Here is a 22,966-nt window from a genome sequence, read left to right as displayed (position 1 = left end):
GTTCATTCTCCTTATTTCCAGCCTTCAAACCACAAACCTTGTCCAAAGTCTTTGTCTAGAATCTGACGGACTTTTGCAGAGTTTTGGAAGGTTTCAACCACAGTTTTTAATTTGTCATCCTGATCTTGATAATCTCGACGCGTTACAAACAAAATCGCAAATTTTTTATTAATCGGATCTAATAACAGTGCAGACGTAGGATCAGCAACTTTTGCCATTTTCAAATAATGAGGAAAACCCATAATTAAGTCAGCTTCATTGTAAGCATGCGCCGTTTGCGGGCCTTCAACTTCAATAATCTTGAGTTTTTTAGGATTACTGATAATGTCTCGGGTGCTGGTGAGCTCATTATTAATATCTTTGACTTGAATTAAGCCTGCACGAGCCAGCAAATTTAAACCACGTGCCATGTTAACTGGATCATTCGGTACGACTACTTTCGCTTGATCAGGTATTTCCTGTAGGGATTGATATTTTTTTGAATAAAGTCCGACATGACTGCCTGAACCTTTCGCAAAAGGCACAAGGTCATAGCCTGTTTCACGCACTGCATTCGCTAGAAAAACACTTTGTTGAAAGAAATTAGCGTCAATATCACCATTTTGCACAGCAACATTGGGTGCTTGCCAGTCTGAAAACTCAATCAACTCGAGATGGATTCCTTGTGCTTTTACATCCTCAGCGACACTTTGCAGTAATTCAGCATAGGGTGGGCTAATGCCGATTTTAATCACTTTATCATTTGAGTTTTGACTGATATAACGATATCCCACTAAGGCCGCCAGTACTGCGACGATGATGACTGCAATTTTGATGAATTTAGATGATTGAGTTGAAGTAGACATGAACACTCCTTATTTCCAGCCTTTGAACCATAGTTTTTCACCAATATCCTCATTCAATGCTTGTTTAACTTTGTCTGAGCTTTGATAAATTTGGATAAATTTTTTCAGTTGAGCTGCTTTTTCAGGCTGAGTTTGTTCAAAGTCATCGCGAACAACAAATAAGATGGCATAAAGCGTGTTGTTAATTTCATCCAAAATTAAGGCATCATTCGGATCAATCGTTTGTGCTAAGCGTAGGTACATTGGATAGCTAAATACGAGGTCTGCATCATCTACGGCACGCGCAGTTTGCGGGCCTTCGACTTCAATAAAGTTCAAATTTTTTGGATTGGTTTGAATATCTTTTAAGTTGGATAAATGGTAGTTGGAATCCTTTAGTTGTATTAATCCAGCGTGTTGTAAGAGGAGTAGGGCGCGACCCTGATTCACAGGATCATTTGGCAGTACAACTCGAGCGCCATTTTCAACTTCACTAATCGCTTTATATTTTTTTGAATATAAACCGACATGTGTTCCTGAGCCGATGCCCAAGGGTTTGAGCTTAAAGTTGGTTTCTTTTAACGCATTATTCAAGAAAGGTTGATGCTGAAAATAATTTGCATCAATATCCCCATGATTTAGGGTGATGTTGGGTGTATTCCAATCTGAAAATTCTACCAAACGTACATGAATGCCTTGAGCCTTTGCTTCTTCAATTGCGGCTTGAAGTGGTTTTGCAAAAGGTGGGCTAATACCAATGACAATTTCTTGTTGATCATTTTTTTTCAAAAAGGACCATGCAAACGCTGCAATCACAATAATGGCGATTGCAACGCCGATCCATTTAAGTCGAGAAGACTGAGCTTGTGCCATAGAAAGACCCCTAAATATTAAAAACTTAAGCTGAATGTTGGTGTATAGGATTTAAATTTGATTGTTGTATATCTTGTGTTGAGCTTGGACATCGGAAATGATGTGCAGGATGTGAAAGTGGTAAATGATCTCCCGCATTGAATAGCTTGTGCCTTAAGCTACCCTCAGCATAGGCGGTCTTATAGCGACCACGTTGTTGGAGTTCAGGAATGACATAACGAATAAAATCTTGATGTGACTCTGGAGCGACTGTACGGGCAAGGTTAAAACCATCTAATCCAGAAATATCAATGAATTCGATTAGCTGTTGAGCAACTGTTGCTCCACTGCCAACAAATAAGGGATAACGTCCACCGAGTACATGCTGAGCTTTTAAATCTGCCAAAGTGACTTTGTTTTCCTTAAAGCGCTCATTTACAGAAACGATGCTGTTGGTTTTTTTATATGGAATAGCATCCTCATCTTTTAGATGACCTAAGTCTGTTCCGATTGAGCTTGAAAAATGCGCAATCCCTGCTTCAGGACTTGCATATTGAATATACTCCTGCAGTTTTTCTTGCGCTTGTTGATCTGTTTCAGCAGTAACGACAGTGATACCCGCAAATAATTTAATTGCTGTACCATCACGACCTTGTGAATGGGCTAATTGGCGAATCTTTTGTGTTTGCGACGCAATTTTTTCAGCAGTATCTCCACCAATAAACATGGCTTCTGCATGCCGAGTGGCAAACTCTAGTCCTTTAGGTGATGCTCCTGCTTGATATAGCACAGGTGTACGTTGCACTGAAGGCGAGACTTGGAAGACGCCGTGACTGTTATAGAACTGTCCTTGATGGTGGATCGTATGTACTTTAGTCGGATCGGTAAAAATGCGATTGAGCTTATCTTGGATGACAGCATCATTTTCCCAAGAGCCTTCCCAAAATTTGTAGCAGAGTTCTAAAAAATCTTCAGCTTGTTCATAACGTAAATCATGATCTTTCAGTCCTTGCTGACCGACCAATCGCGCTGCGCTATCCAAGTAGCCAGTGACTATATTCCATCCCAAACGTCCTTGGGTTAGATGATCCAGACTCGCGAAGCGACGAGCAAATTGATAAGGAGATTCATAACTTAAGTTCACTGTAATACCGAAACCCAAATGCTGTGTGACGGCTGCCATTGCAGACACCAGCGTGCTTGGATCATGGCTCGGCAGTTGAATCGATTCTTTCAAGGTTAGATCAATGCCATTTTGATAGACATCGTAAACGCCAGTAATATCGGCAATGAATAATCCATCGAAAAGACCTTTCTCTAAAGTTTGAGCGAGTTCTGTCCAATAACTTAATTCATTAAATCGGTAGGATTGATCACGTGGGTGTGTCCAAAGCCCATGGTTGATATGACCTACACAATTCATATCAAATGCATTGAACAGGATCTGTTTTTGAGGTTTCGATTGAATTTTTGTCATTACAGCGTACCTCGTCTTGGGGGGAATACGCCGTTTAAAACATAATTGGCTATGAAGAAATATTTCCAACGCACTGGATCATGCAAGGTATGAACACGTGCGTTTCTCCAGTATCGGTCAAGATTATCTTGTCGTTGACTTCCACGACTACCAGCCAGTTCAATCAGTTTTGACGAGACTTTTAGTGCAGTCTCGGTACTGTGTGCACGTGCTTTAGCCACTTGAATAGAAGCATGTGCAACTGAATGTTCTGAAGGGGAGACTTTGGCATCTTGAACCGCTTGCGCTGCTTGTTTTAGTAGTAACTCGGTGGCCTTGACGTCTGTTGCAATTCGACCAATTTCGTATAGTGTCAAAGGGTCTTGAGTGGCATGTTCAACTTTTGCATCTATCCAAGGGCGTGCTTGACGAACGCGTATTAATGTTTCTTCAAAAGCAGCTCGAGCAATGCCTGTTTCAATTGAGGCATGAATAATTTGTGCAAATGGACCTGAAATGGTGGCAGTTGAATAAGCCAAATCAAAAGGGACTATATCCTCTGGGTCAATCTGTACATTTTCAAATTTAACAGTCCCACTGCCTGTGGTACGTTGACCAAATCCACTCCAGTCATCTAATAGGCTTAAGCCTTCGCTATCATATGGAACAAAGACTAGAAACTGGCGCTCTTGTTCATCACTAGCAAGGGTTGGAATACGGTGAGCGAATAGACTGCCAGTGCAATAAAATTTTTCTCCATTGAGGACATAACCATTTTCGACTTGCCTTAAAGAGGTATGGCGTTGTGCCGCATTTTTAGTTTTAAACTCAGCCAAGGCATTTCCAAAGCGAGCACCTTGTAAAACTTCAGTAAATAAACGTCTTTTTTGAGCCTCAGACCCAGTATTCCTCAAAATTTCAAGTGCATAGAAATGATTTTGTGGAATTTGTCCGATAGAGCCATCCACACCACTCATTAATGCGATGATTTTTGTCAGTGTATGAATAGAAACATCGGCACCGCCATATTGTTGAGGTACTGTAATGGCCCATAAGCCAGATTGACTGTAAGCTTCGATTTCTTCATGAGGAAGTTCACGATTTAAATCTCGCTCAGATGCACGGTGTTTAAACTTTTCTGCGAGTTCTTGTGCGACTTTTAATGCTTCTTCATCAGAGCGAATAATATGCGCTGGTCTATAGCTGCCTGATTCTTGGATCTCTAAAGCTTGTAAAGATGACATGATGACTCCTTAAATCCAGGCATGACGTGCAGGAAAAGTATGGTTTAAGTAATACGAACCAAGCGCGTGAAGTTTCCAGCGAATAGGATCATGAAGGGTATGTACACGTGCATTTCGCCAGTGTTGATCAAAATTATGGACATTGAGGCTGGCGCGACTTCCTCCGAGCTCAATCAACTTTTCTGAGATATGCAGTGCAGCATCATTGGCATAGACTTTAGCTTCAGCAACTTTGATCGAAGCTTCAGCAATCTGTTCATCAGAGAGTTGTTCAACTACATTGAGTGAATCTAAATAATCAGCTGCTTCATCAAGCAAAAGAATGGCGGCATCTAACAAAACATTAGCTTTGCCAACTTCTTGTAAGGTGAAATACTCATCACTGGCACGCTCAACTTGTGCATCCACAATTGGGCGTGCTTTACGGATCGCAAACAACATGTCCTCAAATGCTGCTTCAGCAATACCAACATCGATAGCCACTTGCATCAGCTGTGAAAACGCGCCTCTAAAATTAGGGACGTCCAATAATTTTCTTTCATCAAAAATCAGTAATGGATCAACTTCAACATGGTCTAAAATCACTGTGCCACTTGAAGTGGTACGTTGACCAAATCCATCCCAGTCATTGATGACTTCGATACCAGTGGATTCACGGTTCACTAAAATTAAAACCACGTGACCTTCAGGGTGTATGGCTTTGATGGCTAACCAATGTGCAAATGAACTGCCTGTAGAATAGAATTTTTTTCCTGAAACTCGATATTTCCCATCCTCTACAACAAGGTGTGTGTCTAAAGTCTTGGTATCTTTGGTATGTCGTTCTGGCCCCCCATTGGCAAGACGCTTACCTTTTAAAATTTCGTTGAAAATAAATTGCTTTTGTTCATCGCTTCCCATGATGTTGATCATATTGAGCAATGCAATTTGATTTTGTGGAATTTGCCCTAAACTTGAATCCGCTTTATTTAGAATACGAAATACTTGGGCAAGGGTACGATGAGATACTTCAGCACCGCCATATACGTGGGGGATGCGTAAGCCTCCTAAACCTTTTTGGCTGAATAATTCAATTTCTGCAAATGGTAAAGCTCGTTGTTGGTCACGCTGATTGCGACCTTCGAGCGCATAATCAGCAACATGATAGGCTGCATGGATGGCATCTTGATCATTTTCAATAACATGAACATTTTCAGTAGTTAAACGAGACATAGATCAATTCCTCTTTGAGGAGATATACGCTACGCTCATACAATATTTTTTTTAAATGCTGATTTTTGTGGAACTATTCAAAAAAATTGCTTAAGACAAATATAGATATCGATTGAAAAATATTAGAAAACTTAAACTATTGATTAATAATGAATTTTAATAAATCATAGTGCTCTAAATACGATGGATTCATTTAGACTTTGCAAAAAAAAAGATAAAGATTTGCTAAACATTTATAATTTAACGGATTCATATTTCCAAAAATAACAATTTAAGTTGCAATTGATGCATTATCACATTGTGTTTTGGCATAGGGTTGCATAAAGTAAGCAAAACAATAAATCCTATGATTGATCAAGACTTCGGAGATTTTATGCGCATCCTTTACCAGTTTCCTTTATCTCACTTTTGTGAAAAAGCTCGCTGGTTACTTGATCATAAGGAATTGGATTATGTTGCTCAAAATATGATTCCGGGCGTACATCGTGCATTCGCAAAATTAAAAACAGGTCAAAACTCTCTGCCGATATTACGTGATAAAGAAAAGTGGATTGCAGATTCAACCCAAATTGCCCTGTATTTGGATGATGTCTATCCAGAGCATTCATTGCTCAGATCAGATTTAAAGTTAAGAAAAAAAGCAATTGAAATTAATGACCTGAGTAATCAATTGGGCGTATCAGTGAGGCGGTGGGGGCTTGCTCAAGCTTTATCTGAAAGTGATGAGCCGCTAGAAATCATGATTGGTGAAAAAGGATATCTGAGAAAATTTCAAAAGATCAGTAAGCCACTTATTAAAACTTTAGTTTCAACCAGCTATCAACTCGATGATGAACAAGTTTCACTTGCTAAAGAAAACATGCATGAAATTATTTTGCAGTTAAATGATCAATTGATTCACAATCAATCTCGATATTTGGTAGGAGATCGTTTAGGTTTGGCAGATATCGCCGTTTGTTCAATGCTTGCTCCACTACTCGAGATTTCTGGTACACCTTGGGAAAGAGAATATCATCAGCCAGTTTCATCTGAATTTGTGGAATATCAAAATCAATTGCTTGATTTGCCGATAGGACAATATGTTAAACGTATTTATGCCAATGAACGAAATGCGCGGGTAGATTGGCGCGGGATATAACAGAGCATATTTTCTGTTATGTTGTCTGATTAGTTAATTTATTTTCATTTGAATCGATATTTTTGAAAAAATAACGCATAATCATTTTGTGCCATGAAAATATTGAGAAGAAGATGGAATTAGATCGTTACGATAAACAAATTTTAGAAATTCTTACGCATGAAGATTTGAATCTGAACGAGCTTTCGGAGCGTATTAACCTGTCTGTAAGTTCAGTGCACCGTCGTATTAAACATCTCATCGAAACCAATATCATGACAAATTTAAAGCGTGATATTAATTATCAAAAATTGGGGTTTAATTTACATGTGTTGTTACAAGTATCATTGAGTAAGCATGACTCAGATACTTTTGCAAAATTTTTAGATGAACTTAAAAGTATTCCTGAAGTGATCAATGCTTTTTTAGTCACAGGGCAATCTGCTGATTTTATTATAGAAGTTGTTGCTCGTGATATGGAAAATTATAGCCAGATTTTGTTACAGCGCATTGGTAAAATTGATCATGTTGTGGCATTGCATTCAAGCTTTGTCATTAAAGAATATGATGTATTTAACTGTCATGGTTTATTGAGTAAAGCATAATTCAAGCAATTACAAAATAAAGACGACCATCAGAATTAAAAAAACGCACCTGAAGGTGCGTTTTTTTAATTCTGAATATGGATTAAGCATCCAATTGCGCTAAAACCTCTTCAGAGAACTCAACGTTGGTATATACGTTTTGTACATCATCTAAATCTTCAAGCATATCAATCATTTTCATGATTTTTTTCGCTTGATCGATATCTGTGATTTCTGCTTTAGTTGAAGGGTTCATCACCACTTCTGCATTGTCAGATTTTAAACCTGCAGCCGCTAAAGCATCTTGCACTGTACCAAAAGACTCTGGTGTGGTGATCACAAGAATTTCATCTTCTGTCACTTCAATGTCTTCTGCACCAGCTTCCAACGCAACGTCCATAATTTGGTCTTCTAAAGAAACATCTTCAAAAGTAATTTCACCACGTTTAGTGAAAAGGAAAGCAACAGAGCCGTTAGTACCTAAGTTACCATCTGTTTTAGAGAAGCAGTGACGAACATCTGGTACGGTACGGTTTAAGTTATCAGTCATTGTCTCAACAATAACGGCTACACCACCAACACCATAACCTTCGTATGTGACTTCTTTTAAATCATCATTGTCTTCACCACCAGCACCACGCTGAATGGCACGGTTGATGACATCACGAGTCATGTTAACGGACAATGCTTTTTCAACAACTGCACGAAGACGTGGGTTGCTCGCTGCATCTGGACCACCGAGTTTTGCAGCTGTAACAATTTCACGAATATATTTTGTGAAAACTTTACCACGACTAGCATCTTGTTTAGCTTTACGATGCTTAATATTGGCCCACTTGGAATGACCCGCCATGCGAAATATGCTCCTTGTAGATTGGCCTTATGCCTAATCAAATCTGCGAAATTCTACCATAAGGGCTTTTTTTTAATAAAGACCCTTATTTTAGCAATTGATCAAGATCAGGCTTTATTCTTCGGTTCAGGAATAATAATGTCTAAACCTGTATGTTCCTTATAAAGTTCCTGAATCAATTTCAAATCATGATCCAACTCTGATGGCATGATTTTGCCAAAAATTCCGCCTTGTTTGGTTTTTTGGTTTACAAACAAGAAAACGATAGGGACGTTTGCGGCTTTTGCGATATGCCAAAAACCGGTGCGGATCGGTTTACGTTGTTCACCATTTTTCGCACGAGTCGCTTCAGGCGCAATCACGAGATTAAATTTGTCATTGGAGTTGAAGAGTTCAACCATTTGCGCCACGATATCTTTATTTGAGTGACGGTCAACTGGAATACCACCAACCCCTTCTAGAATTGGCTTAAAAGGTCCTTTGAATAGTTCTTTTTTAATTAGTGTGTGAATCGGGATATCATGGATTTGAAACAGTGCGATTGAGAGTACAGCATCCATCATCGTGGTATGTTCAAAACCGATAATGACTTGTTTATCACCAAGAACATTCGGTTCAACATGATATTTGACACCAGCAAGTTTAAATGCCATTTCGGCAATGTGTTTTTTCATGATTCACAGAGATATTTGAATTTTATATGGCAGAGTTTCTTACTTCATTTTAAAAAATTCAATCCCTTTAGTAATAAATTATAGAAAAATTGACTACTAAATTTAGATTTTATCTGCAAACTTTACATCCTCGACGCTTACCAAAAATTCATAATTTTTCACATATTTGTGACTGAAATTCTATAGATGATCAAGATCGTACGTGATTTGTAAACTGCGATGAATAAATTTTGGTCAAGCTGAAGATAAAAAAATGAAAAACCTTGTTTTTGAATTTGATATTGGCTAGTATTCTGATTCGAAAATACTTGAGAAATCAGTATTTATAGGGCCTATAGCTCAGTTGGTTAGAGCAGCGGACTCATAATCCGTTGGTCGACAGTTCAAGTCTGTCTGGGCCCACCATATATATCAGGTACTTAGAAAATATTTTTCTATGTGCTTTTATTTGAATTTAGCTAATGTAAGCTATATGTAACTAAAATTATTATTTTTTAATTGGGAAGTGTTGAAAGTAATCTTCAATTCTTGATTAAATTTTTGGAATAGTATCAATCAGCATTGATACTATTCTTAAATACTATACACCAATAAGATCTCTAATATCAGATAACCTCCATCTAGCGCCTTTTTGCGTAAAAATAGGTTTTAAATCTCCACGTCCTTTACAAGCCCAAACCCTTAACGTATTTGGCTTTAGTCCTAATATAATAGCAGCATCTTTAGAGCTCACTAAGCTAACACCAGAATGTATTAATTGATGTAATCTTTCTTCATCCCTAATACTGTTCATAGTTACCTCCAATTTAAATTAAATGGTAAACATCAATGTGATATTTACCTTATTAACTTAAAGTAGAAAAACTATAATTGTAAAGTCAATATTGTCTTAAAATTGTTTGTAAATGTTTGAATATTATATAATATTTAAATAATGGGTTTATTCTAAATTTATTAAATATATTTAATAAAATTAAAGATTACTTATTATTTTGGAGAGTGTTTCTATTTTAATTTCACAATCTATATAATCATTATCTAAATCATTTTTATGATTTAATATTTGATAAGCTAAACTGGGGTACTTGGATATAATTTCATCTGTAAATACTAATTGTGTGGATATTTTCCTCTTGTACTCTTCTAAACTATGTAGATCATTTTCGAGTTCAATCTTATTTAAGAGAAGTTTTCTTTTTTCTTTTAATAAGTTTGTTTCAGTGTAGAGATTAACACCAGGATTTGTTGGAGATTTTTCGTAGGTCAAATAGCCATTTTGGATGAGAGTGCGAATGGCTTGATAAGTTTTCATTTGTAATTCGTATTTATCATACGCATTGTTATCAATAATTTTTTGCCAAAAAAACTTAGCTTCGCATTTGTTAATCGTAAATTCTTTCAAGATGTGTATCAATTGACTATTGAAAGGAGAATTAAGCTCGAACATTGATAAAACCTAACACAATAATGAGGATTATAGTCCGTGGAAAAAGGAATATCAATTGCTGATAGTGCTCTTTTGTTTTTGGAAAATTGTTATGTCTGTTTTGGCGGCTCAGATTGGGGAGAAGATTAGGATACATCGAAAAAATAATAAACTTTCTCAAGAGAGACTAGCCTTAGTATGTAACATAGATAGGAGTTATTTAGGTCGCATTGAAAGAGGTGAAGTAAATCTAACAGTTGAAAAGCTTTATGAGATTGCTAATGAGCTTAAGGTTCCAGTAGCGGATTTGTTACCTTAAAAATAGCTTTAAATCTGGATTTCCATAATTCTGATGTAATGCATTATATTTCTTTTAAAAATTTAAATAATTATCTCAAAAATATCAATTTATTCAAATTGAACCAATAATTTCACAAATCTTGCAACTAAATATCTCGATTAAGTATGTACATCTTTAAATACTCTTACTTTCAATAAAAATATTTAAGAATTTTTTCAAAAAAAATAAAGATTTAGCTTGCTTATTTTGAGTTAAAATTTATGAATAAACTATATTTTTGTGATCATGAGCGCAATTAGGTGCTTGAATTTAGTTTTAAGCAGTATATCTAAGAAGACTATTAAGATATTAAGAATCAATATATTAGTGAGTCTATTGATTAAAATATTGATTTTGAAATGAGTGTAGAGGGTAAAAGATGTATCAACAAATTGGAAGTATTAATGACCTATTACTAAAAGTAGAAGAGGACAAATATATTCTTCCAGCGATTCAGCGTGAATTTGTGTGGAAGCCAGATCAAATTTGCCAATTATTTGACTCCATCATGCAAGGGTATCCTTTTGGTACATTCTTATTTTGGAATATAGAGAAGCAAAATATTAATAAGTATAAATTTTATAAATTTATACTGAATTATGATGAAAAGAATAACCAATATTGCGAGTACTATGAAAATATTCCACAAGAACAACATATCGCTGTTTTGGACGGACAACAACGTATTACATCATTGAATATCGGTTTAAGAGGTTCTTATACCAACCGGTTCGGAAAAGAGACATACCTCTATCTAAATGTGTTTGGACAGCCTAATACTGATGACAATACGGTTTACGATTTTAAATTCTTGACTGATGAACAAGCGAATGTAAAAGATTTAGAAAACTATTGGGTGCGAGTCGGTAAGTTATTGGATGGTAATGAATTTGGGTCTTCTACAGAATATTTAATTGAAATTAATACAGATATCGTAATGTATTTGTCATCTAACTTGCCACAACTCAATGAAGATAAAAGTAAATCTTTAATTGCGGATTGTCGGAAAACACTAAGTAAATTAAGTACTTATATTAATAATGAAAATTCTTTATCTGCTTATACAGAAAAGGAACAAAATATTGAAAAAGTATTAAGCATTTTTATTCGAATGAATAGTGGTGGGACACCATTATCATATTCAGATTTATTGTTATCTTTTACTGTTACGCAGTGGACTAAATTAAATGCTCGTGAAGAAATCAATGAGCTACTAGAAAGTATACGAGAAGACTCTGGTTTTAAATTCGAAAAAGATTTGATTTTGCGTGCAGGGTTGATGTTAGGTGAGGTCGGTAACCTTAGTTTCAAGTTATCGAACTTCAGTAAAGATAACATAGTCTTCATTGAAGAAAATTGGGATGAAGTAAAAGAATCTTTCTTGATGACTACTCAAATGCTCAAGGAGTTTGGAATAGATAATCAGCTATTGATTCATGATGTTGCTATTTTACCTATTGTTTATTACGTATTTAGAAAAATATTGCTGTCTACAGATGGAGCTAAATACAGAATTAGTCCAACTGATAAAACAGCAATGAAAAATTTACTTCTCATTAGTTTACTTAAAAAAGGAATTTGGACAAGTAACCTTGAAAGCCTGTTAGTTCATATTCGTAAGGCAATTAGTGAAGATCTAACAAACTACTCTATTGAAAATATTAAACACGCAATGGCAGATAAAGATAAGTCTTTAGTTTTTAATGAAGAAGATGTGAAAAGTCTATGTGATCTCCGATATGGTAAAGACAATGAAATTAAGTCATTACTTCTTTTGGTTTTCCCAGATTCAAGACTGATGGAAACTCATATTGATCATATCTATCCAAAAAGCATCTTTACAACAGCCAAAATGAAACGTCTGAATATTCAGAATGATGGTACGAATAAGCTGCAGATTTTAGCAAATACGGTTGCGAATTTACAGCTTATCCCAGGCTCAGTAAATATTGATAAAAAAGCGACACAACCTGCTGCATGGTTAAATAATTACTTTGAAGATGAGTCTTCAAAAAGAATGTATATGTCTAGCCAACTCATTGATGATTTATCGAGTGATTTAAATCAATTTGAAAGTTTTTGTATCAGCCGTAGAGAAAAAATTGAAGCGAAATTAAGAAAAATTCTTGAGGTTAAAGAACTAAACACATCTTATAAAAATGATACTGTTCTTGGTGGTTTGAAACTTAATTTAGCTAAGCTATCAAAAACACAAATTAAATTTATGGAAAAAGTAAGTGCTTGGCTCAATATCGCTTCAGAAAATATAAATTTAAATTTCATATTAAATCAGTTGTCGAATCATAGTTTCACCACTAAAGTAGATCGTGAGCCAGCAGAGACGATTAAAAATAGTATTATCATAGATTTATATCGATTGCTTGATAGTTTTGATAAAACGAAGGACATGAAACAACAAGCATATAAAAGTGGCTATTTTAAAGTTGATGAGAGGGATTCACTAACAACTTTTGAATTGGATCAGTATATTTTTGAAGATTTAATGAGTTTCATGACTTATGGTGATCCAAGAGAAATAGAGATTCTGAAACAGAGATTTGGCTTAAATAAAATAAAACCAATGACTTTAGAAGAAATTGGTGAAACCCTAAGTTTGACAAGAGAACGTGTACGTCAAATAGAGAAAAAAGCATTGATTGATTTGCGTAAACGCATGAGAGTGTCAATACCAACCATTTGGGAGAATCTTAATCAAAATGCGACAAGTCAAATGGATCAACTTTATCCTCTGTTAGCTAAAGAATTTAGTGATATTAAACACTTTTTAGCTTTCTTAGACTTATTGTGTGAATTTCAAAAGAATGATTTATCTAAGGTAATTTTCCCTGAAATTAATATTAAAGAGTTAATTGAGGAATGGTGTTTATGGAATACGTTACCAATTACAGTGAGTGAAGCAGTTGCATTAATTCAAGATGGAATGGGGTGTACTGCACAGGTTGCATATAACGCTGTTGACTATAATGTCACTATAGGAGAGCTACGTAAGGTAGAAAATGGGGAGGAGGAAGCGATCATGCCGAATTCATTGTCTAAAATGCCTGCAGTAGTACAAGCTGCTTTACACTTTGAACAGGGTCAAAATTTCAGAGAAATACATCAGAAAGCAAATGAATTAGCAATTTGTACGAGTGTTTTCCCAGAAGAACGACAAGATAATTCTATTATGTTTGCGGTAGAAAAAAACTTCCTCTTCCAAAGTGACCGTGGTGGTTATTCACATATAAAATACTTCCCAATATCTGAAGACTCTTACCCTTCAATTTTTGAAGAAGTAAAAAAAATATTAGAGCGAAACTCTGAGCTTAATACAGCAAATTTACGTATGCAGATTTATGAAGTGAGTGAAATACTTCAACAATATGAGTATTTTACAATTCGTCATCTCATTCGTAATTTTGGAGAAGATTATGGGATTTACTTTAATGGTAAATCTGGTGCAGATACGGTAAGCCTACAAGCGGGTGTGAAGCCACAGGGACAATTACAGACTATTTTAAACTTAATGGTAAGTACAAATAAGCCAGTTACCCGAAATTCTTTAGCTAAGCAAATTAGAAGTGGTTCTGAAAATCATGCTGCTTTTTATTTGAATGAGCTAATGGAGATGGGTAAGGTTGTTAGGATTTCTGCACATGAGTACGCATTAGCAGAAAATGCCTTTAAAGATATCAATATTAAAGACATACTTTCAGAAATCGTTAATATTCTAACTTACTACAAAAAACCAGTTGAAGTTGGGATTATCGCTGAAAAAATTAATGTGAAATTGCATTTTAGCTATCCTAAGGCCTGGTATTTGCATTTAATTAAAAATCAGTCAAAGTTGATGGGGCTGGAAATATTTACTTTCCATAATTTAATTTCTTTAAGTGATATTAATGATCAGTCAATTCAAAAAGTGATCAAAGGACTAGGTGTTGAACTTATAAATTTCGATCAGGTTTACAATAATGTCTTAAAATACATTGTTATTGGTAAAACTGAAGTAAGAAATGCTATGAATAACTTAAGAAATAGTAAGTAATAGTTAAATGTTGGATATAAGGTAAGATCGCCAAAATATTTAGTAAATGCTGAAGTTAATATGAAACTTTATATTTATTTACCTCTTACCATTTGTATCCTCATTTAGCTAAATTTAGTTAGAAAGACTTCTTGAACTAGGCTCTATTTAAACAGCTGCAAAATATATTTTTGTAATAGATCTCTTTCATAAATCAAAAAACGTTCTACCTTTAGCTGCTTATCTGTACCAATGAATCTTAAATATTCATGCATAATTTGTAGATGAAATACATCGATTTAAAAAAGCTTTATGAGACAGAATTTAAGCGATATACAGGCATCTCATGGTCAACTTTTGATTTAATGGTTGAACAACTGAAAATGCAGATCCCTGCTAAAGGTAGACCGCCCAAATTGAGCATAGAAGATCAAATCCTTCTGTGCTTAAGTTATTGGCGTGAATACCAAACATTGTTCCATGTAGTAACGAGTTTGGTGTGCCAGTGCCCACTGCTTCAAGAATTGTCCACCATGTAGAGAACTTCTCATTAAGTCAAATCTATTTAATTTACCGAAGGATTTACCTGAAGGCGAAGACATAGACTGGAATGTAGTGATTGTAGATGCCACAGAAATTCCAATACAAAGACCTAAAAAACAAAAGAAAAGCTATAGTGGCAAGACAAATGCGCATACTTTCAAAGTTCAAGCCATCATCCATTATAAAACTTAGCTAATTCTGAGAGTATGCACCGGTCGTGGTGCTGTACATGATTTTGAACTCTTCAAACGCAACCTGAATCAAATTCCTAAAGGGTCTTTTATCCTTGCAGATAAAGGCTATCAAGGGATTTATACGGTGTATCCAAATGGTCTATTGCCATTAAAAGCAAAAAAGCACTGTAAACTAGAACCTGAGCTAAAAGTTTACAATCAAGAAATCAATAAAAGAAGAATTGGGATTGAGCATGTATTTGGGACTTTGAAGACCTTCAAAATCCTTGCCGAACGATATCGCAACCGTGGTAAAAGATTGGGATTAAGATTCAGTTTAATCGCAGGGATTTATAATTTAGAACTGAGTTAAAAATGATTTATGAAAGAACCCTATTATTTTGGAATATAGAGAAGCAAAATATTAATAAGTATAAATTTTATAAATTTATGCTGAATTATGATGAAAAGAATAACCAATATTGCGAGTACTATGAAAATATTCCACAAGAACAACATATAGATGTTTTGGACGGACAACAACGGCTTTAATGTATATATTAAAATATGGAATTATTTCATAACATACTGTTATTTAAGTTAAAATTAGAAAAAATACCTAAAATAAAAATACTAAAAAAATCCATATAAATTTTATAAAAATTCATTTTTGATATCAAAAATTCCATATGTGAACGTAATTTTTAAAATATACTTAACATGAATATTTTAGGAACAGTGAATTAATATCTTCTAGAAATATTGTATATTTTTTATTAAGATCTAGACCAAAAAATTGTTTCTTTCATCTGTTACCAATTGATTGAAAATCAATCTAAGTTATTATAAATTAAATAAAATTTAAAATTTGGTGTGTGATGCAATATTCAAAAGAGTTTTCTGCCAAAGAATTTTTAAAAGATAGAAGACCAGAAGAGTTTTCTAGCTCTATTGTAGTTGAATCTGGAACATTGGATAGGGTTCAGTTAGAGCATTATCTAGCTACACTTAATATACGTAGCCAAGAACTAGAATTTGAAACATTTGCAAAAAAATTATGTGAAAAAATTATTTGTCCAAATCTTTTGGAACAAACAGGACCTGTTGCTGGTGGTGATGGAAAAACAGATACTCAAACATTTCCTGTATCATCACAGAACCAACTATTGTGGTATGAGGGGTTAAATGAGGGTGCTCACAAGGAGCGTTGGGCGTTTGCTGTAAGTACCCAAAAAGACTGGAAATCCAAGTGTAAAAAAGATGTTAAAAAAATTATCGAAACATATAGAGGTTATTTAAAAATCTTCTGTATAACAAATCAATCAATTAAAGCTGATCAAAGAAGTAAACTAGAAGATGAATTAAATAAGCAATATTCAATAGATATACGTATTTTGGATTTAAGTTGGATATTAGATCAAATTTATAAAAATCAGTTAGAATTTCTAGCAATTGATACACTAAGTATTCCCACGTCTTATAAACGGGAAATTGAGTTAAGTGCTGATGATTATCAGAAACAAAAAGAATTAGATAGACTTACTAAACTCATTAAAGAAACTGTAGACCCATCTAAAATTTCATTGGAGCAGGTAGATTATTTCCTAGAGGTAGCTATTCTGAGTAAGGAATTAGAATTAGCTATAATTGATACTCAGGGTTTATTTGATAGGGCTATACGAGTTGCGAAGAAGTTCGGCACATCGAATCAACTATTAGAAGCTCATTATCAGTATGCTTGGGCTGCTCATTGGTGGTTTGAAGATTATTCAATATTTGAGGATAACTTAGAGCTAACCTTTGAAAATCTTAATGGTAATACAAACTCAGAAAATTGGGAAAAGCTAGTAAATTTATTAACAATTTACTATGGAAGATATAGTTACTCAGATGATATACAGCGCAATGTAGATATAGACAATATTTGTAAACATACCATCAGCGTATTGGATCAGATATCAAAAGATGAAAGTCGTCCAAGCAATTCATTGATGGCATCTATTCACTTAGATTTATTACAGTTAATTTTTAAATTCCAAGATGATAAATATTGCAAAGAATTATTAATAAGAACTCTTAAAAATTGTCAATTAGGAAGTAATTTAATAGGTTTCCCTTTTGATAAATTTTTTAATCTATTTAAACAGTTAGATATCATTTTTGATAAATATGAAGAGTACGAAGATCTTTTAGATTATTTCACTGAGCAAGCAGGTTTACGACTTAGTGAGGTCAAAAAAGCGGAATTGCAACTTAACCGTGGTTTAAAGCGATTAAAAGATAATAAGCCTTACCTAGCGATTAAATTTTTAGGTAAAGCTTTTGCAGGTTTAAATAAAAGAGAAACATATGATGAAATGGTTTATGCAAATATATTATTGTCTGAAGCATATTCAGAAGTTGGTCTTAAATGGGCAAGTAGAGGAAGTTTATTATTTTCTGCATCCCTTCTAGCGAATTATTTTCATAAAGAACAATTGATCTTACCCTCAGCTATAAAAGTGTATTGGCAACTTGCATGGAAAGAGTTGGAGTTGGGAAGGATTCCCCAATCCTTGCATTGGGCAGAATTAGCCTTCTTAAGCTCAAATGCTATTGATGATAATTATATTAGTCCGGATAAAATAACTATTTTTGATGGTTGTATTGCACATTTATTATTAAATTGTTCATTGGAACAAATTAAAGAATTTGAATATTTACCTGATTTCCTAGATAAGCTTGGTTTTTTCTCTTCATATGGAGTCTTAATCTACCTTTTAGGTTATGAAGATAAATTCAAAGAAGAGTTTGAAGTTTCAGATATTGATGATCATGAAAGTACTCTTATATTGATAAGAGATGCAGATATTGAGCATCCTACATCCAAAGTTTTACCTACATTAGGAAAGTCTAATGTTTACACAACAAAAGTAGCAGGATGTGAGTTTAAAGTTCATTTCCCTAATCGCTCTCCTTATATTGAATTATCAGAATCTATTTTGACTACAATCGAAAATTTTTTTTCGACAAATCCAATTGAGAATGTTCTTACAAAAATTAGCTCGTTAAGCATAAATATTATTGGGGACGATGATGAAAATTGCACCATAACACATCAGTTTAATAAATCTCCGAAAGGATGGGTTGTAGATATTTTCTGTTCTTCTTTTCAATGGGGTTATTTAGATAAAAATAGGGAAAAGATATTTTTTGAATGGTCTGTCCAATTCATAATAGAATGTTTGCTCAAGATCTATCATATTCCTAATATTGATGATTTTTTAGAATCATCTTTTAAAAATGACTTATCAATTACAAGATCAATTGCTTTTAGTACATGTTTTGGTGCGATTTATAATGTTATGGGAAGAGATGCTCATAAAAATTTCGTAGATTGCCTCAATGGTAATAAAGGAACTAGATTCGAACTAATTAGAAAATTACCATGGGATGAGAAAAATCCTAAAAATATACAAAACGAAGCTAAAAAAATTCAGATGGGGGACCAAAAAAATGCTCCAAATTTCGAAAACTTAGATTCTATACGCCATGATCAAATTGCTATTACTACTCTTATAAAACCTGAATTATGGGATGAAGCAGGATGGTACGGTTTAGCTTTTATGTATTTCGTTGATAGTCCTCCTATTATCTTTTTGATTTTTAAGAAAGCAGGAGGAGAAAATGTCTTTATGGATTTATACGAGCAATTAGGTCAGGTTGATAATTTGGAAAGACTTAGATTTTCTATAATAAGGGGGATATCTAAAGATAATCCATATCATTATAGAGTTTTGATATCAGAAAATATTATGACTAATGATAAATATAAACTTATGACTATGCTTAGCCGTATTCATGAAATGACGCCATCTACAAATCAAAATTGGAATAATTTTGAAAAAGAATATAAGAAATATGGCTCATATAAGTTAAGTTTTGGTGCATTTTTTAATAATCAATTCTATCCATATCCTGAATTTGAAAAGTTTTCTATTAAGAAGAAAGAGCTTATTATTAAAAATGCTTGGGAGGTTGGGGTTAATGATATCGAAAGAATAGCATTAAGACCTGATGACGAGCCTTTAATTCCAAGAGAGGTTGAATATATTCCTTTTTGTGAACTTTTTGAAAAGTGAATATAAAGTTATTGGACTGTATTTAAATATGCATGAAGTGTACTAGATAAAACTTGATCTGGCAGTTACCCATTTTTATTGTGCCTGTCAGATCAAGTCTCACTGGACTGCCACCACTCTCCTAGACAAATATCGTCTATTCTTTTTACATAGGAGAGAACATTATGAGTGGACAACGATACACCCCAGAGTTTAAAGATGAAGCTGTTAAATTGATTACTGAACGTGGATATTCTGTCACTGATGTCGCAGAACGTTTAGGCGTATCACAACACAGCATTTATAAATGGCTAAAGGCAGTGCAACCTTTACGCAACAGCCCTGATGAACATGAATTGCTCGAGGCAAAGAAAGAAATCCTTCGCCTTAAAAGTCAGCTTAAACAGACTGAAGAGGAACGGGACATCTTAAAAAAGGCCGCAAGGTACTTTGCAAGCCTGCCCGAGTAAAGTATCAGTCTATTCTGGAATACAGCCATCAATTTAAGATTAAAACGATGTGTCGAGTTCTTAAGATTGTTCGTGCTGGCTATTATGCTTGGCTACATGAACCCGAATCAGGCAGAACAATTGAAGATAGATGGTTATTACAACTAATCCGTTCTTCTTATGATGCCAGTTATGGCATCTATGGTTATCGTCGCATTACGCTGGATCTTAAAGAGCTAGGTGAAAGCTGTGGACCTAATCGTGTGTTGAAGATCATGAAAGACAATGGCATTACCGCTGTTCGAGGATATAAGAAGCATAAAAGTTATGGTCGTGGTCGTCCTCAGATTGTGCCACCTAACCATTTAAATCGAGAGTTTGTTGTAACCTGATACCTCGTGGGTAACTGATATTACCTACATAAGCACCTGGCAAGGCTGGTTATATCTGGCGGTGGTTCTCGATTTATATTCAAGGAAAGTCATCGGTTGGTCAATGAAACCTACGCTTGCCAAGGATATCGTTTTAGATGCACTTCTTATGGCGGTATGGCGACGCAGACCCAATGAACCTGTGATCATACACTCAGACCAAGGCTCACACTACAGCAGTGGAGACTGGCGGAAATTCTGTCAGAAGCATAATTTAGTTCCAAGTATGAGTCGTCGTGGAAACTGTTGGGACAATGCTGTTGCAGAATCCTTTTTTAGCAGCTTAAAGAAGGAAAGAATTAAAAAGAGGATCTATAAAACACGAGAAATAGCGCGTGCAGATGTGTTTGATTATATCGAGATGTTTTACAATCGAATCAGGCGTCATTCACACCTCGACGGAATGAGCTCAGAAGCATTCGAGGCAGCTTCAAAATGAGGCTGTCTCGTGTCTAGGATACTGGGAGCAGTCCAACCTTCAGTTCAATTTCTGTTTTCACAGAGATGACCTTATACATGAGATATACAATTGGTTATATTGATTGAATTAAAATTTATTTATTTCAAATACTTATTTTGATTTAGGCTGACGCTATCATAAATTAATTGAATTTTTTTTAAACTAATTTAAGTCTTAAATATATGAACTAAAGATTACAGTAGTAATCTTTAGTTTATTAAATGAAATTTAGTGAAGTAAATGTGCAGTTAGAAGGAAGTATTAATGATTGAATAACAAACACTTTGGTAAATACCTGATAATCAGATATGAACTACTCCTAGTCTCCAAGGCGAATTTCGTCTTTTCTTTAAAAGTGTTTTCAGAGCTTGTTGTACTACATCCACTCGTGATTTACAGGATTTGTAAGCAGTCCAGTAAAACTAATCTAAAAGTATGATTCCTAGTTTTCTTGGGTATTTCAATATTCCTTAATTTGATCAGTATTAAATTTATATCGCTAATAGTATTTGGACATATATAAGCATCACTAATTTGTGATAATCGAAGGGCATGTATATAACTTATAGAAAGTCAAGTTTAGGTCTGTAGTGATCTGAAATCGTACATCATAGGTTGAGAAAATATGACATCTTTGGTTCAAAATCTTCATTTAGGGATTGGAGAAATAAAAGTCGTCATTAAAGACACAATTGATATTCAGAAATATCCTACATGTGCTGCTAGTTCGACTTTAGCAAATATATCTGCAGCAATAAAGCACGCTGATGTAGTAGAAAATATTTTAGAACATGACTGTGAAATTATAGGTAAAGCTAATTTACATGAACTGGCATTTGGTATTACAGGTTTAAATGAGTATACAGGTAGTCCGATAAATCCTAAATATCTCCATTTAATTCCTGGAGGTTCTTCTAGTGGATCTGCCACAGCTGTTGCAGAGAAAATTTGTGACTTTTCAATAGGAACAGATACTGGCGGATTTATTCGATTACCAGCGGCTTGTTGTGGGGTTTGTGGTCTTAAACCAACATATGGACGAATAAGCCGCAAAGGCGTATTACCGCAATATTCTAGCTTAGATTGTGTTGGGCCTTTTGCTAATAATATGAATATGCTTATTCAAGCTATGCAAATTATTGACCCAACCTTTGACCTTTCTAAGGTTCAGCATAATCAAGTGCATATACCTAGAGTTGGTATTTTACGTGTCGATGCGGATGACCTGGTTTGGGAGTGCATTAATAGACATGTTTCTCAGATCAATGACATTCACTTTGAAGAGATGGAGCTGAGTCATTTTAATGCTGCATATGAGGCAGGTATGACTTTAATCAGCTATGAAAATTGGCATTCATTTTCACATTTGCTAACCACAGGTAAATTGGGTACAGACATTCGAAAAAGATTATTAGCAGCATCTCAAATTACCATTGAACAATATGAAAAAGCACAAGATGTGCAGCATTTATTTAAAGCTGAACTAGATCTATTGCTGAAGAAATACGATGCTTTGTTACTACCTACATTGCCTACAGCGCCGCCACTACTAAGTGAAATAAATGATCCGCTTAAGCTATTAAATTTAACTGCATTAGTACGAGCATTTAACGTTTCTGGTCATCCGGCGATTACCCTGCCTCTAGAAACGGAGTTAGGCACACCGGTTGGTTTGCAACTAGTTTCAGGGCATAACAAAGATGAAAAATTATGCCTAATTGCAAAAATCTTTGATCCAAATAAATCACATCAGTTTAAGAAGCAGATGGTAATAGACAAGTAACTATGTCTCCACAAGTCTTATTCACAATTTAGGCAACTTAGAACTTACTTTCTATTCTCGTAATCTAGGTGGTTTGTAAGACTGGATACAAGAACTTTAAGACTATGGGGAGTCGTTTAAATTCAAGGCTTTAAAAATGAATGAGTTATTTCGATTATAAATTCAATTTAATACTCTAATTAATTGAATTTAATATTAAATCTTCAACTAGAAAATAGTCTTAGTTGATTAATTAATATAGGTTATAAACAGGTAATTTATTAGTAAGAAACATGATCTTTTAAAGATAGTAATGAGGGCAAATTATGGATAATGCAATCCAAATTAAAAATATCGAAATTGATTACAACGAACTGGTTCAAAGTGACCGTGTACATACTTCGCTGTATAAAGATTCAGCCATTTTTGAAGAAGAAAT

17 protein-coding genes, 1 tRNA gene and 2 pseudogenes are annotated in these 22,966 nt (G+C 34.5%); 11 read left to right on the top strand and 9 right to left on the bottom strand.

Features of this window, described 5'->3' with window-relative positions; translation table 11 throughout:
• Positions 1-11 precede the first annotated feature (11 nt).
• Genes AC1M9J_RS00100 through AC1M9J_RS00080 form a run of 5 tightly spaced genes read right to left on the bottom strand, consistent with a single transcriptional unit; the run spans position 12 to position 5,588 of the window.
• Positions 12-845, bottom strand: coding sequence for a MetQ/NlpA family ABC transporter substrate-binding protein (locus tag AC1M9J_RS00100; protein ID WP_481591139.1), 834 nt, complete (start codon positions 843-845; stop codon positions 12-14).
• Between the two features lie 9 nt (positions 846-854).
• On the bottom strand, positions 855-1,697 hold the full coding sequence (locus AC1M9J_RS00095; protein ID WP_481951656.1) for a MetQ/NlpA family ABC transporter substrate-binding protein: 843 nt from the start codon (positions 1,695-1,697) through the stop codon (positions 855-857).
• A 25-nt stretch (positions 1,698-1,722) separates the two neighbouring features.
• Positions 1,723-3,153, bottom strand: coding sequence for an LLM class flavin-dependent oxidoreductase (locus tag AC1M9J_RS00090; RefSeq protein ID WP_481951655.1), 1,431 nt, complete (start codon positions 3,151-3,153; stop codon positions 1,723-1,725).
• The gene (locus tag AC1M9J_RS00085) at positions 3,153-4,376 is read right to left on the bottom strand and encodes an SfnB family sulfur acquisition oxidoreductase (protein WP_481951654.1); all 1,224 of its coding nucleotides are present in this window, start codon (positions 4,374-4,376) and stop codon (positions 3,153-3,155) included. The genes AC1M9J_RS00090 and AC1M9J_RS00085 overlap by 1 nt, the downstream gene beginning before the upstream one ends.
• Positions 4,377-4,385: 9 nt before the next feature.
• Positions 4,386-5,588 carry an SfnB family sulfur acquisition oxidoreductase gene (locus AC1M9J_RS00080; RefSeq protein ID WP_481951653.1) on the bottom strand — a complete coding sequence of 401 codons (1,203 nt, stop codon included), beginning with the start codon at positions 5,586-5,588 and terminating at the stop codon, positions 4,386-4,388.
• Between the two features lie 373 nt (positions 5,589-5,961).
• Between AC1M9J_RS00080 and AC1M9J_RS00075 the strand changes: the two genes are divergently transcribed.
• Positions 5,962-6,726, top strand: coding sequence for a glutathione S-transferase family protein (locus AC1M9J_RS00075; RefSeq protein ID WP_481587043.1), 765 nt, complete (start codon positions 5,962-5,964; stop codon positions 6,724-6,726).
• Positions 6,727-6,839: 113 nt separating this feature from the next.
• Positions 6,840-7,310 (top strand): Lrp/AsnC family transcriptional regulator, encoded by a 471-nt coding sequence (locus AC1M9J_RS00070; protein ID WP_035264497.1) that lies wholly within the window; start codon positions 6,840-6,842, stop codon positions 7,308-7,310.
• Positions 7,311-7,392: 82 nt separating this feature from the next.
• On the opposite strand, the gene AC1M9J_RS00065 is transcribed toward AC1M9J_RS00070, so the two are convergent.
• Together AC1M9J_RS00065 and AC1M9J_RS00060 are read right to left on the bottom strand one after the other, a co-directional pair.
• Positions 7,393-8,142 (bottom strand): YebC/PmpR family DNA-binding transcriptional regulator, encoded by a 750-nt coding sequence (locus tag AC1M9J_RS00065; protein WP_035264495.1) that lies wholly within the window; start codon positions 8,140-8,142, stop codon positions 7,393-7,395.
• 107 nt (positions 8,143-8,249) lie between these two features.
• Positions 8,250-8,816 carry a 1-acyl-sn-glycerol-3-phosphate acyltransferase gene (locus AC1M9J_RS00060; protein WP_171076734.1) on the bottom strand — a complete coding sequence of 189 codons (567 nt, stop codon included), beginning with the start codon at positions 8,814-8,816 and terminating at the stop codon, positions 8,250-8,252.
• Between the two features lie 328 nt (positions 8,817-9,144).
• On the opposite strand from AC1M9J_RS00060, the gene AC1M9J_RS00055 reads away from it, so the two are divergent.
• Positions 9,145-9,221 (top strand) — tRNA-Ile (locus AC1M9J_RS00055).
• 175 nt (positions 9,222-9,396) lie between these two features.
• Here AC1M9J_RS00055 and AC1M9J_RS00050 read toward each other — a convergent pair.
• The gene (locus AC1M9J_RS00050; RefSeq protein ID WP_481591135.1) at positions 9,397-9,609 is read right to left on the bottom strand and encodes a MerR family transcriptional regulator; all 213 of its coding nucleotides are present in this window, start codon (positions 9,607-9,609) and stop codon (positions 9,397-9,399) included.
• Positions 9,610-9,789: 180 nt separating this feature from the next.
• Entirely contained in the window at positions 9,790-10,218 is a 429-nt protein-coding gene (locus tag AC1M9J_RS00045; RefSeq protein WP_481591134.1) for a hypothetical protein, read from the bottom strand.
• Positions 10,219-10,354: 136 nt separating this feature from the next.
• Here AC1M9J_RS00045 and AC1M9J_RS00040 point away from each other — a divergent pair, with 136 nt between their 5' ends.
• From AC1M9J_RS00040 to AC1M9J_RS00005, 8 genes and pseudogenes are all read left to right on the top strand, one after another.
• Positions 10,355-10,561 carry a helix-turn-helix domain-containing protein gene (locus AC1M9J_RS00040; RefSeq protein ID WP_481591133.1) on the top strand — a complete coding sequence of 69 codons (207 nt, stop codon included), beginning with the start codon at positions 10,355-10,357 and terminating at the stop codon, positions 10,559-10,561.
• 400 nt (positions 10,562-10,961) lie between these two features.
• Positions 10,962-14,630 carry a DUF262 domain-containing protein gene (locus tag AC1M9J_RS00035; RefSeq protein ID WP_481591132.1) on the top strand — a complete coding sequence of 1,223 codons (3,669 nt, stop codon included), beginning with the start codon at positions 10,962-10,964 and terminating at the stop codon, positions 14,628-14,630.
• A gap of 263 nt (positions 14,631-14,893) precedes the next feature.
• Positions 14,894-15,148: a hypothetical protein gene (locus AC1M9J_RS00030; protein ID WP_481951652.1), complete on the top strand. Its 255-nt coding sequence runs from the start codon at positions 14,894-14,896 to the stop codon at positions 15,146-15,148.
• A gap of 76 nt (positions 15,149-15,224) precedes the next feature.
• Positions 15,225-15,698: pseudogene (locus AC1M9J_RS00025) on the top strand (transposase family protein).
• Positions 15,699-16,203: 505 nt separating this feature from the next.
• Complete coding sequence (locus tag AC1M9J_RS00020; RefSeq protein ID WP_481951651.1) at positions 16,204-19,446, top strand: hypothetical protein; 3,243 nt, start codon at positions 16,204-16,206, stop codon at positions 19,444-19,446.
• Positions 19,447-19,610: 164 nt separating this feature from the next.
• Positions 19,611-20,744, top strand: a pseudogene (locus AC1M9J_RS00015) (IS3 family transposase).
• A gap of 646 nt (positions 20,745-21,390) precedes the next feature.
• A complete protein-coding gene (locus AC1M9J_RS00010; protein ID WP_481951650.1) occupies positions 21,391-22,548 on the top strand; it encodes an amidase in 1,158 nt (385 codons plus the stop codon).
• A 305-nt stretch (positions 22,549-22,853) separates the two neighbouring features.
• Positions 22,854-22,966 (top strand): hypothetical protein (locus tag AC1M9J_RS00005; RefSeq protein WP_481592536.1); only part of this gene is annotated, 113 nt, incomplete at its 3' end.

This window comes from Acinetobacter sp. ANC_7588 (assembly GCF_056783995.1).
Note: the sequence above shows the minus strand (reverse complement) of the source record. Positions and strands in the feature narration are given on the sequence as shown.